The organism is Archangium lipolyticum, from assembly GCF_024623785.1.
Taxonomy (GTDB): Bacteria; Myxococcota; Myxococcia; order Myxococcales; family Myxococcaceae; genus Archangium; species Archangium lipolyticum.
In genome coordinates this window covers 240,141-251,917 of record NZ_JANKBZ010000002.1, presented here as the reverse complement: position 1 = coordinate 251,917, position 11,777 = coordinate 240,141, and the positions used below count along the sequence as shown (strand labels likewise).

Annotated in this window: 9 protein-coding genes; 5 read left to right on the top strand and 4 right to left on the bottom strand. The window is 67.6% G+C overall.

Annotated features, from left to right (window positions below):
• Positions 1-59 precede the first annotated feature (59 nt).
• A complete protein-coding gene (locus NR810_RS04670) occupies positions 60-1,085 on the bottom strand; it encodes a pirin family protein (RefSeq protein WP_257448331.1) in 1,026 nt (341 codons plus the stop codon).
• A gap of 74 nt (positions 1,086-1,159) precedes the next feature.
• Complete coding sequence (locus NR810_RS04665) at positions 1,160-1,708, bottom strand: YceI family protein (protein ID WP_257448329.1); 549 nt, start codon at positions 1,706-1,708, stop codon at positions 1,160-1,162.
• 112 nt (positions 1,709-1,820) lie between these two features.
• Between NR810_RS04665 and NR810_RS04660 the strand changes: the two genes are divergently transcribed.
• Positions 1,821-2,741, top strand: a complete 921-nt coding sequence (locus NR810_RS04660) for a LysR family transcriptional regulator (protein ID WP_306817882.1) — start codon at positions 1,821-1,823, stop codon at positions 2,739-2,741.
• Positions 2,742-2,791: 50 nt separating this feature from the next.
• Positions 2,792-3,472 carry an SDR family oxidoreductase gene (locus NR810_RS04655; protein ID WP_257448327.1) on the top strand — a complete coding sequence of 227 codons (681 nt, stop codon included), beginning with the start codon at positions 2,792-2,794 and terminating at the stop codon, positions 3,470-3,472.
• A 42-nt stretch (positions 3,473-3,514) separates the two neighbouring features.
• On the opposite strand, the gene NR810_RS04650 is transcribed toward NR810_RS04655, so the two are convergent.
• Positions 3,515-5,746 (bottom strand): PhoX family protein, encoded by a 2,232-nt coding sequence (locus tag NR810_RS04650; protein ID WP_257448325.1) that lies wholly within the window; start codon positions 5,744-5,746, stop codon positions 3,515-3,517.
• Between the two features lie 197 nt (positions 5,747-5,943).
• On the opposite strand from NR810_RS04650, the gene NR810_RS04645 reads away from it, so the two are divergent.
• Complete coding sequence (locus NR810_RS04645) at positions 5,944-6,702, top strand: VOC family protein (RefSeq protein WP_257448323.1); 759 nt, start codon at positions 5,944-5,946, stop codon at positions 6,700-6,702.
• 132 nt (positions 6,703-6,834) lie between these two features.
• The gene (locus tag NR810_RS04640) at positions 6,835-7,344 is read left to right on the top strand and encodes a hypothetical protein (protein ID WP_257448321.1); all 510 of its coding nucleotides are present in this window, start codon (positions 6,835-6,837) and stop codon (positions 7,342-7,344) included.
• 339 nt (positions 7,345-7,683) lie between these two features.
• On the opposite strand, the gene NR810_RS04635 is transcribed toward NR810_RS04640, so the two are convergent.
• Positions 7,684-9,936: a patatin-like phospholipase domain-containing protein gene (locus NR810_RS04635; protein WP_257448319.1), complete on the bottom strand. Its 2,253-nt coding sequence runs from the start codon at positions 9,934-9,936 to the stop codon at positions 7,684-7,686.
• Between the two features lie 311 nt (positions 9,937-10,247).
• Between NR810_RS04635 and NR810_RS04630 the strand changes: the two genes are divergently transcribed.
• Positions 10,248-11,768: a hypothetical protein gene (locus NR810_RS04630; protein WP_257448317.1), complete on the top strand. Its 1,521-nt coding sequence runs from the start codon at positions 10,248-10,250 to the stop codon at positions 11,766-11,768.
• The last annotated feature ends 9 nt before the right edge of the window (positions 11,769-11,777 follow it).

Below are 11,777 nucleotides of genomic sequence, written 5' to 3'. Positions count from 1 at the left end.
GGACCGGTGACTCAAGTCCAACACCGGCCTTCCCGCAATGGGAAGTACGGCCCGCGCTGTCAGCGGGACGGCCGCTCGATGCGGCCATCCGCGTGCCGCGCGAACCGGCCCTCCTCGCGCCCATGCACCGGGTCGTCCTTCTGGAACGGCCAGCCCCCGAAGCGGGTGCGCTGGTAGTCATTGAAGGCCTGCTGGATCTCCGCGGGGGTGTTCATCACGAAGGGGCCGTACTGCACGACGGGCTGCCCGATGGGGCGCCCCTGGAGCATCAGCACCTCGACCGCGCTCCCCACGGCCTCGAGCCGCAGCGCGGCATCGCTCCGCACCGCCAGGATCTGGTGCTCACGGAATGTCTGGTCCGCGACCTTCAACGCATCGCCCTCGAAGAAGTAGAGCGTGCGGTTGGCGCGCGGGTTCTTCGCAGGCGGGAGCGTCCACGTCGCACCGGGCTCCAGGCGAAGGGTCCAGATGGCCACGTCGGTGTCCGGACGCGAGGCCCACGAGCGGGGCGGAGGCGGCGGCGCGCGCCGGCCGTCGAGCTCTCCCGCGGCGACCGTCACCTCGGTACGCCGGCCCGCCTCGTCGGTGAACGAGAGGCGCGGGATGTCCTGGCTCCAGAGCATGGAGAAGTGCGGCGGCGCGTGCTTGTCCTCGGCCGGGAGGTTCAGCCAGATCTGGAACAGCTCGGTCGGGTTGGGCTCCCCCTTCTTCACGAGGGGGAACATCTCCGAGTGCACGATGCCCGCCCCCGCCGTCAGCCACTGCACGTCCCCGTGGCCGAAGCGCGCGGTGGCCCCGAGCGAGTCCGAGTGGTCGATGAGCCCGTTGCGCACCAGCGTCACCGTCTCGAAGCCCCGGTGCGGGTGCCCGGGGAAGCCCGGCACCTGATCACCGTGGTACATGCTCCAGCCGTCCTTCCCCGCGAAGTCCTGACCGATGTTCCGGCCGTCCAGCGAGGCCGCCGGGCCCATGTGGTCGTTTCCGGCCGGGTACTGGTCGTCATGATGCACGCAGAACAGGAACGGGTCCGCGGTCACCCAGGGAGGTGAGCCGAGTGGCAGGGTCTGGAGGATGGGGCTCTTCATGGCGATTCCTGTTCTAACGGAGTTCGTGTGATGCGGCACGCCCCCGTCGCGTTGCGGGGGGCGTCCAGGGGACCTCAAGCGACCTTGGCGGCCTGAGCCTGCACCGCCTGGACCTCGAGGGCGATCTCGACCTTCTCGCCCACCAGCACGCCGCCGGCCTCGAGCGCCTGGTTCCAGGTCAGACCGAAGTCGCGGCGGTCGACGGAGGTCTTCGCCTCGAACGCCACGCGGGTCTGGCCCCAGGGGTCCTTGCCGGTGCCGAGCTGCTCCACGTCGAGCACCACCTCGCGGGTGACGTCGCGGATGGTGAGGTTGCCCGTCACGCGGAGGTTGCCACCGGAGGCCTTCTCCACCTTCGTGCTCTGGAAGGTGATGGCGGGGAACTTCGCCACGTCGAAGAAGTCCGGGCTCCTGAGGTGGTTGTCGCGCTGCTCCACGCCGGTGTCGATGCTCGCCGTCTCGATGCGGACGGAGACGGACGAGCTGGCGGGCGCCTGCTCGTCGAGCTGCACGGTGCCGCTGAACGCCTTGAAGGCGCCGCGCACCTTCGCGACGACCATGTGGCGGACGGAGAAGTGGATGCCGGAGTGGGTGGTGTCGATGTTCCAGGTCGTGGTGGCCATGTGCGTCGTTCCTTCTTCCTTCGGGTTGGTTTCGTGTGACCGAACGAGACACAAGGTAGCGGGGACCCCCTTTCTTGATTAGATGGGCCAAACGAGAAGGACTGTTCCACCCATGGGACAGTCCCAGCTGGAAGGACGCATGGATCTCAACGAGCTGCTCGTCTTCGCGAAGGTGGTGCAGTCCGGCAGCTTCACGGCGGCCGGAGAGGCGCTGCGGATGCCCAAGTCCACCGTGAGCCGGAAGGTGTCCGAGCTGGAGGCGCGGGTGGGCGCGCAGCTGCTGCAGCGCACCACGCGCAAGCTGCGCCTCACCGAGGTGGGACGCGCCTACTTCGAGCACGCCGCGCGCGTGGTCGCCGAGGCCGAGCAGGCCGAGCAGGTCGTCACCCGCATGCAGTCCGCGCCCCACGGGCTGCTGCGCGTGACGGCCCCGCTCAACTTCCCGGTGCTCGGACCCCTGGCGGCGGAGTTCCTCACCCGCTACCCCGAGGTGAGGCTCGAGATGCTCTGCACCGACCGCCGGGTGGACCTGGTGGCCGAGGGGTTCGACGTGGCGGTGCGCGCCGGGGTGCTCGCCGACTCGACGCTCATGGCCCGCCGGCTCGGCGACATCGAACGGGTGGTGGTGGCCTCACCCACCTACGTGAAGGAGCGCGGCCTGCCCCGGAAGCCCGCGGACCTCGAGCAGCACGATTGCCTCGTCTTCAGTGGAGGGCGGGAGGGCAGCACCTGGGAGCTGCGGTCGGGAGCCCGGTCCATCACGGTGCCGGTACGCGCGCGGATGGCGGTGAACGACTTCGACATGCTGCACCAGGCCGCGCTCGCGGGCTCCGGGGTGACGATGCTGAGCGCCCCCTCCTGCGCGGAGGACCTCGCTTCCGGGCGGCTCCAGCGCGTCCTGCCCGGCTGGAACTCTCCCGGCACGCCCGTGCACGCGGTCTACCCGGGCGGCCGGCACCTGTCGCCCAAGGTGAGCGCGTTCGTCGACTTCCTGCGCGAGCGCTGGCAGCCGAGCACCCGCGTGGGGAAATGAGCGGGCGTAACCCCGTCCATCCCTCACGCCCTTGCAGTAGGCTCGCCGCCATGAAGATCGTCATCACGGGAGCCAACCGCGGCATTGGTCTCGAGCTCGTGCGCCAGTATCTCGCCCGGGGCGACTCCGTTCATGCGGGAGTCCGGACGCCAGAGAGCGCGGGCGAGCTCGCCGCCCTGGTGGAGCCTTCCGGCGGACGGCTCCGGATCAGCGCCTGCGACGTGGCGCTCGAGACGAGCGTGCGCGCGTTCGCGGACTCGGTGAACGGGCCCGTGGACCTGCTCATCAACAACGCCGGCATGAGGAACAGGCCGGACGATCTCGATCAGTTGGAAGACGCGGCCCGGACATTCGAGGTGAACGCGCTCGGCCCGCTGCGGGTCACCCGCGCGCTGCTGCCGATGCTTCGCCGCGCCCGGGGCGCGAAGATCGCCAACATCAGCTCGGGGCTGGGCTCCATCCACGACAACACCACGGGTGGCGCCTATGGCTACCGCATGTCCAAGGCCGCGCTGAACATGGCGTCGCGCTCGCTGGCCCAGGACCTGCGGGGCGAGGGCATCGTCACCGTGGTGCTCAGCCCGGGCTGGGTCCAGACCGACATGGGGGGCACGGACGCGCCGACCCCCGTGGCCGAGTCGGTCGCGGGTCTGCTCAGCCTCATCGACCGGCTCACCCCGGAGGACAGCGGGAGCTTCTTCGGCTTCCGGGGCGAGCGCATCGCCTGGTGAGGACGAGCGTCCCGGACCCACCGGGACGCTCGCGCCAGGAGCTCAGGAGCCGATCCGGCCGCCGTCGTCCTTGGTGATGACCAGGGTGGACGAACGCGGACGCGCCGAGCCGCCGTCCGGCCAGTGGCTGGTGAACTTGTCCGGGTTGGTCACGTTGGCCAGGGTGGTGCTCTCACCCGGGTGCTGAATGTTGACGAAGAGCGTCTTGCCGTCCGGCGTCTCCGCGCAACCGGTGAGCTCGCAGCCGACCGGCCCGACCAGGAAGCGCTTCAGCGTCTCGGCCGTGGGCTTCTTGCCGACGAAGGTGTCGACGTTGAGCGTGGAGCCGTCGGCCTTCGTGTAGGTCAGCGTGGTCTTGCCTCCATCACCGACCTGACCCGGCAGGGCCGCGAGCATCATGCAGTTGGTCACATCGGTATAGGCGCCGTCGTCGGTCTGGATCCAGCAGATGCCGGTGGCCTTGCTGAACCACAGGCCGTCGGGGCTGGAGAAGTCCTGGTCGGCCGTCAGGCTCGACAGGTTGACGCGAGCGCCATCGGCGTTCGCCTCCGACCCGAAGAGGTACACGTCCCACGCGAAGGCACTGGCGGTCGCCGCGCCCTCGTTCTCCCGGATACGGATGATGTGGCCGTTGTGGTTGCCCGGAGAGACCTCCTTCCCGTTGAGCACGTCGACGTAGGCGCGAGGATTGGCCGGGTCGACCACCATCTGCGACGAGCTCGTCACGTCCACCTTGCGGTTGCTGTTGTTGGTGAGCGTGAAATAGACCTCGCCGGTGGTGGGATGCGTGGCGCACCACTCGGGGCGGTCCATCCTGGTCGCACCGACCGCATCCGCCGCGAGACGGGCGTTCACCAGCACGTCGCCCTGATCAGCGAACGAGTAGGCGGCATACGTGGCGATCCGCGTGTCGGCGATGTTCAGCTCGATCCACTCACCGGTGCCGTCCGGGTTGAACCGGGCGACGTAGAGCTTGCCGTTGTCGAGATACTTGTCACCGACGGCGATGCGGTCGGTGGCGTTGGCATCGGCGGCGTCCCAGCTGGCGTTGGTGACGAACTTGTACATGTACTCGCCGCGCGAGTCGTCGCCCATGTACACCGCGAACGGCTTGCCGGCCGCGAGCTTCGAGAACGCGGCGCTCTCATGCGCGAAGCGGCCGAGTGCCGTGCGCTTCTTCACCGGCGTGGTGTTGCCGTACGGATCCACCTCGACGATGTAGCCGTAGGTGTTCATCTCGTTGCGGTAGTCGTCGAGCGCGGTCGCGCCGAGCTGGCTGATGTTCCAGCGGGCGTACTTGTCGTCGGCACCGGCTGTCTCCCAGCCGTGGCGGCTGGTCGAGCCCTGGTTCTTGCCGTAGCGGCGCAGGGACACGACGCTCTTGTCGCCGCGAGCCGCGTCATCGCTGGCACCACGGGCGAAGTAGTTGGCCCAGTTCTCCTCACCGGAGAGCAGCGTGCCCCAGGGCGTGTAGCCGGTACCGCAGTTGTTGATGGTGCCGCGCGTGGCGACGCCACTGGTCGAGTACCGGGTCCGCATCAGCGCGTGGCCACGCGCGGGGCCGGAGATCTCCACCGGGGTGAGCGGCGTGATGCGGCGGTTGTAGGCCGAGTCCTGCACATACTGGAACCGGCCATTGACCTTGCGCACCTCCACGATGGAGATGCCATGCGCGGCGACTTCCTTGTCCGCCTCGGCGGCGACGCGGGCGTTGTTCGGGCTGCCGCCGGCGGGGTGCATGAAGATGACGCGGCCGCCCTCGTCGGACATGGCCTCGTGGTTCATCGCGAGCAGGCCGCGCTCGGAGCCGTTCGGATCGCGCGCCGTACCGGCCGCGTTCAGTCCGAAGTACTCCATGCCATCGTGGTGGTCGCCAGCGCGCTTCTCGTAGTCGCCATCCGAGCCATCATTCTTGTAGGCCGCGACACCCGGGGCGATCGGATCGCCCATGCGGTAGAGCACCGAGGCGGTGTAGCCCGCGGGCACGGTCACTGTGTCGTTCAGGCTCTTGGCGACCGCGCTGAAGGCCAGCAGCGTTTCGCGCGGGCGCCCGTCACCGTCACCACCATCACCGCCATCCCCTTCCTCGCCGCAGCCCACCAGGGGCAGACCACCGAAGAGGGCCAGGGCCGCGGTGCCCACACCGCCGCGCAGGATGGAGCGACGGCTCAGGCGGGCATGCAACACCGAGTCGAAGGTCGGGTTACCCGAGTCGTTGGAACCGATGTCGTCCGGATCCTGGCCCCGCTTGGAAATGTCTACGCGCTCGTCCACGTCGTCCTCGAATACGGTCTGGGGTGAAGAAACCGGCGCGAGGATAGACAGGCACCTTTGAAGGCTGTGTTACACCCACGCCACGGCACGGTGACAGTGGCGATGCTCCTGCCCGACCAGGTCACTCACTCCAGCAACCCTGGCTGGTGTCCGCGGCGGGTATGAGGTGGCGCACAACTCGATCAGAGGAGGAAACGATGGTGACAGTCGGAGCGTTCGTGTCATACGACCTGAGGACCACGGACCTGGAGAAGGCGGAGGCGTTCTACGCCGCCGTCGTCGGATGGCGGGTCCAGCGCTCGGGAGACGCCCGGGCCTTCTTCGCGGGCGAGCAGCGCGTGGGTGCGCTCGTGGCCTTGCCGGAGCGGGCGCGGGCCCAGGGAGCCCCGGCGCACTGGCTCGGCCACATCAGCGTGGAGGACGTCGAGGCGTCGGCGCGGCGCGTGGTGGCGCTCGGAGGACAGCAGCTGGGCCCGGTGCAGCGGACGGCCGAGGGTGAGAGCATTGCCACGCTCAAGGACGCCCAGGGCGCTGTGTTCGCCGTGAGCTCCGGCGGCCAGGCACGGAGGCCCGAGGCCATCGTCTGGCATGAGCTCTACACGACGGACCGGGAGCGCGCCTGGTCCAGCTACGCCGAGCTGTTCGGTTGGAAGGAGTCCAAGACCCTGCAGATGCCGCCCCCGGTAGGCCCGTACCAGATGTTCACGCGGGCGGGCGGGGAGCGAGACATGGGCGCCATGGCCAACATGGCGCGCATTCCCGGTGTCCACACCCACTGGCTCTTCTACCTTTCCGTGGAGGACCTCGATGCGGCACTCGAGAAGACGCGCTCGCTCGGGGGCGTGGTGGCCAACGGGCCGATGGAGGTTCCCGGTGGCGGCCGTGTCGCGCAGTGCGAGGACCCGCAGGGCGCGGCCTTCGCGCTGCACCACTACATCCCAGCCCACGGTCCGTGACCCCCCAAGCCAGCAGGCAGGAGGCCGATGGAGCACCAGGTCAGCGCGGATCACATCCGGCGGAACCCGACTCCCTCCACGAGATGCACACGGTGAAATGCACCGTTTTTCTCCTGGAAAAAGGAAGGAATCATGCTGGACGCGGCTCATGTCCTGCACAAGCGGGTCCAACGGAAGCGTGAGGAGCTCGAGGCATACGCTCGGGGCGTCGAGCGGCGTACCGCCCGCCGCAACACCATCAGCATCGTCTGCAGCGCGCTCGCAACAGTCCTGGTCGTCAGTGGGGTTACTCTCGCTCAGGCGTTCGGCCCGTCGGCCGGCCCTGTCTGGAAGACCCTTTGCGTGTTGGCGGCCATCTGTTCGGCGATCTCCGCCACGTGTCTCAACCTCGTCCGCTCCTCGGGCTCCTTCGAGTCCATCGAGAAGGCCCATCAGGCGGGCAAGAAGCTCGAGACCCTCGAACTGCGGCTCGCTCTCGGTCAGATCTCCCAGGACGAGGGATTGGCGCTGTACTCGCAGGTGCTCGTGGACCTGCCCAGGCCGGACGTTCCGGCGAGGCCGCTGACGGAGATGGAGCTGTCTGCCAGTCCTGGGATATCGTCGGCCAAGCCGGCCCAAGGAGCCCCGGCCCAGAAACATTGAGGACTGTCATCCAGGGCTTTTAATGGTCGGAGAGACAGGATTTGAACCTGCGACCCCTTGGTCCCGAACCAAGGCAGGGGAGCATCCAGCGGTTATCAGCGGTTCACAAGCCTACGTAAATATTCGGGTTTCTAAAGCCGGGCCTGTCCAGCCGTCCCAGCTCGTACACGAGGGCACCAAGGATTTTGCTGCTAGTTTGCTGCTGACTCGATGGAGCGCTTCCCGGGCAGCGAGTCTCCCTCTCGCTGCGGCTTACACTCGTGAGTTACTGGATGCGCACCTCACGTGATTGCGCGCGGCAAGCCGGTTGGCGGGAGTGAGCGCAGCCCTCTTGCACCCTCACAGGTTCGGAATGACCTTGAGGACGCCCTGGGGCCTGGGTGGGTGCGCGGCGAAGAAGAATCGCGGATCCTCGTTCGCGGTGGGCGTGTACTCCCCCATCCACGCCTGCTGGCACTCGTCCCACTCATCGACAAGCTCCAGCAGCGCATCCAGGCGCTTCCGGGCCTCATCACACCATTTCTGATCCTTGTTCCTGTACCACGAACCACCCTCCCGGGCCTGCGCGCCAACCTGCTCCTTGAAGAGCGAGTCAAAGCGCGCCCGCAGCTCCTCCTTCCACGTGTCGCCAGGAAACAGCTTGCGGACCTCGAAGAGCTGGAGCTCCAACTCCGCCATCAGCACGTGCATCCGCACCCAGCGGTGCTCGGAGAAGTGGACGCTGTCCGTGTTCTCGTAGCGCTCCAGCAACTCCTGCGCCGCGCATTGCCCCTTGGCCTGGATGTGCTGGATGACGTCCTTGTCCATGTCCAGGTTGAGACCGCCCTCGTGCTCGTCCAAGAAGAGCTGGAGGATGCGCTCGCGGTAGCTGGGCATTCCCGCCTGCGCGTTGTCCCGGTAACTCTGTGCCGTCTCGAAGACGGCGCGAAGGAAGCCCAGCGTGTCCTGGATGGCCGTGCGCTGGGGCCGCGCCTTATCAAAGTCATGGGGATAGGGCAGTAACACGGCGTCATGCGGGTTCTTCTCACGCTTGTGCCCCTCGCGCTGCTCCAGCACCTTGGTCAAAGGCGAGTCGTAGAGGGTGATGCCGAACGTCGGGTGCTGCGGCACCCAGGCATCAAAGACGTGGATGGGGAAGTTGCTGGTGATGCCACCGTCACTCAGCCAGTGTTCCTCGAGGTCCGTCGCCAAATTGATGGTCTGGGGCACTCCCCCCTGCTTCCGGTACTTCTCGTGCTTCACCGAGTAGAGCCGCACCGCGCTCAGCAGCACCGGGAAGCTGAGGCTCAGCCGCGTGGCCACCACCAGCGGGATGTCCTCGCCCATGGGGAAGCGGAAGAACTCCTCCTCGTCCTCCTTACGGATACGGATGGACTTCTCCGGCTGGTTCTTCTTGCCCCAGGCCACCAGCGCGTCGACGACCGGCTTCGGGAAGAGCCGATCCATCTCGCTCTTCTTGAAGAAGAACGAGCGGCTGCCGCGGCTCATGGGCAGCGTGTAGGGCTGGCCCAGCGTGAGGTTGCTCGTCACCAGCTTGAAGTGGATGCCATGGACCTTCTGTTCCTCCGGAGTCTTCAGGTCCTTCAGTTTCTTCAGGTCACTCACCGTGATGGGCGCGTCCCCGGGCCCACGACCCGCCAGTTCGTTGAGGCGCACATACAGCCAGTCCGTCAACACCAGCGGCTTGCTCGGGTCCAGGGGCGCACCAGCGCCACGGCTCCCCGGGCAGATGCCGAATTTGTGCGCGTCCTTGTCATTCAGCGCGGCGACGATGCGCTTGAAGACCAATCCGCTCGCGAGGAGCCCTCCCAGCAGGAGGCTCCCCCCCCAGAGCACGAGCATCAACACGACTCCGACCCAACCGAGCACGCAGGACCAGCCAGTTGCCGCCTGAGAGCACCTCAGGAGCCAAGCGAAGCTGCCCCCCAGCAGCAGCGCCCCCACGAGCAACCCCACCAGCGCGCCCAGGATGTACCAGACCGGCACCGACTTCAGGCAGACGAGGTTGAGCCTCGCCACAGTCCGTATGAAGCCGAGCACGCCCTGTCCCCCGCCAGGCGCCTGCGCTCCATCCTGCGGCTCCGTCCCCGGGGGCTCCGTCTCCGGCGGGTTCGCCGTGTCCTGCGCCGTGCTCCGCGGCTGTGCCTTCTGCCACCTGCGCTCCTCCTTCTTGAGGGCCCGCTTGCGATCCTTCGCCCCCCAGGCCTGCCAGGCCAGGATGGCGTTGAAGAGAGGCCTGCATGTCGAAGAGGGCTCGAAGAGTCGTCGCACGAAGCCCGGCGACGCCAGCTCATCATTCAGCTCCGCGAGCCGGATGAAGCCGTGGGACGTCCCACTAGGTGCCTTCCCAGCCACAGTCTGCCGCCCATACTCCGCCGCGGCGGCCGCAGCGGCAGCGATGGAACCTGCGGAGGCCCCCCCAATCGCGTGGAAGCGGTACCGCTGCGCCAGCTTCAGGATGGCGGGAGGGTAGACCACTCCGCTCGTCACGCCGCCCTTCATGATGAGGTCGCACTTCTGCTCGGGGCACGTATTCAGCTGGCTCCGGTCCACCGGCCGGGCACAACCATGGTCCATCCCGGTATCGTGCATTGCGCTCCCCTATAGAGGTAGGTCCGGAGTGAGCGATGAGGCCCTGGTACCATGACGCTCGGAGGCCCGCTGAGCCGCCGAGCAGGCTTGAATGCGCCCCCGCCAGCTACCCAAGGCCCCTGCCCTGGGTCCGAAACCGAATTCTTCGACCTAGCCCCTACTTGCCATTCCAGCGAGTGCATGCCTAACAGAAAGGGAAGGGTAAGGAAAAGGCTTCTTCGGAGACCAGTTTTCGGGCAGGTCCATGTAGGTCCCTGTGGGACTCGGCAGGGCCGCATCTACTTCTTCCCCCTGGCCAGGAGGGCGGAGCCATGAGTCGACAATTATTCGAGGGAGCCGCGCGCGTCCTCGGCAAACTGGCCACCAGCCCGCAGGTGAACACTCTGCACGGGCTGGTGGCGCTGTACTGTGCGTGCACTGCGGTCCTCCAGGCCCTGCACGAGCGGTACCCAGAGGCGCAGGCGGAGGTGAAGCCGGTCTTCATCCCCAACTCCGCCGTGGTGCAGGCCTGCCAGAAGCTGAGCGGGAAGTCCGCCGCCGAACTCTACTCCTTCCTAGAACACACGGTGTGGGTCCTGGCCGAGTTCATCGCGCGCTGGGGGGAGGACACGGAGCTGCCTCCCTTTGTCGACCTCGAGCCGCTCAAGGACGGCGATGAAGTCGTCATTTCCGGCCGGGTCCACTGCTGGAGGGAGCCGTACTCCTTCTGGGCGGAGTTACAGGACAGGCGCCGCCAGGCACGTGACAACCCGCCGCACATCTACCCGCCGCAGCCGATGGACCGCGTGCTCCACGGTATCGCCCTCTCCCATCCCCGCACGGGCCGCTACTACCTGCCCGAGCGCCAGTCGGACCTCGCTCTCCGCGAGGCCCCGGGGTTCCGCCTGAGCAACGGGCAATTCCGGATTGCGCTCGTTCCCCTGGCCGGGACAGCCGCCCCCCAGTTCACGCTCACCGAGGACGGCCAGTTCTTCACGGCTCACCGCGACATGCCCGTGAAGGATCAGGAGGAGCTCCTCGCGCGCATGAGAACGCTCGTGCGCGAGGAGCTCCCGCTCTACCCGGTGGACCTCGCCTTGCTCCCGGAGCTGATGGTGCCCCCGGTGCTGCGCGACGGCCTTCGCCGTGAACTCCAGCAGTGCCGTCCCCGGGGGCTGCTTGGTGTCTTCGCCGGCAGCGGCCACGCGTGGTGCCACGGCGCGCAGCGGCTGCCGTCCAACCAGGGCGAGCTGCTCGACGGCTCCGGCAGGACGCTCATGACGGTGCGCAAGGGGGGCCTGTACAGGGTGACAGCGGAGCAGGTCCGGCGCCGCCCGGACGTCTTCTCCCATCCGGCCATGAAGCTGCCGCCGGAGATCCGCGAGGGAATCCTCCACGCCACGAGGTCCCCCTTCCTCTGCACCAACCTTGGCCGCATCGTGTGGGCCATCTGCGCGGACGTACTCGACCCCGACTACCGCGAGCTGATTCTGGACCTGCGTCCCTCGTTCGTCTTGATCAGCGCGATGACGAGGAAGACGAAGGAGTTCCACGATTTCGCGCGCACCCTCCTGCGTCTGGGAGGGTCCACCTTCTTCGTCAACGCGGCGAGCATCCTCGGTCCCAGGTCGAGCGAGGATCGGGCCTTCGCGTACCTGGCCCTTCCCGAGGTGGCGGGCGGCGAGCTGCCCACGCGCTTCCAGTGGCGCCATGGTGAGGACTTCCTGCGCTATCACGACCTGGACCGCGACGACTGGCTTCCCATGGGGCCCCGGCACCGCGGGGCCTTTCTCACCGGGCACGGCAGCATGGTCATCGATGTGGGGGCGCACTGGACGGCGGCCCTGCGGTGATGGGCCCTC

Bases quoted from the DNA above. Each gene is read 5' to 3' on its own strand.
- NR810_RS04635 (WP_257448319.1), bottom strand. From the start codon at position 9,936: ATGCACGATACCGGGATGGACCATGGTTGTGCCCGGCCGGTGGACCGG.
- NR810_RS04670 (WP_257448331.1), bottom strand. From the start codon at position 1,085: ATGAAGAGCCCCATCCTCCAGACCCTGCCACTCGGCTCACCTCCCTGG.
- NR810_RS04640 (WP_257448321.1), top strand. From the start codon at position 6,835: ATGCTGGACGCGGCTCATGTCCTGCACAAGCGGGTCCAACGGAAGCGT.
- NR810_RS04645 (WP_257448323.1), top strand. From the start codon at position 5,944: ATGGTGACAGTCGGAGCGTTCGTGTCATACGACCTGAGGACCACGGAC.
- NR810_RS04655 (WP_257448327.1), top strand. From the start codon at position 2,792: ATGAAGATCGTCATCACGGGAGCCAACCGCGGCATTGGTCTCGAGCTC.
- NR810_RS04665 (WP_257448329.1), bottom strand. From the start codon at position 1,708: ATGGCCACCACGACCTGGAACATCGACACCACCCACTCCGGCATCCAC.
- NR810_RS04660 (WP_306817882.1), top strand. From the start codon at position 1,821: ATGGGACAGTCCCAGCTGGAAGGACGCATGGATCTCAACGAGCTGCTC.
- NR810_RS04630 (WP_257448317.1), top strand. From the start codon at position 10,248: ATGAGTCGACAATTATTCGAGGGAGCCGCGCGCGTCCTCGGCAAACTG.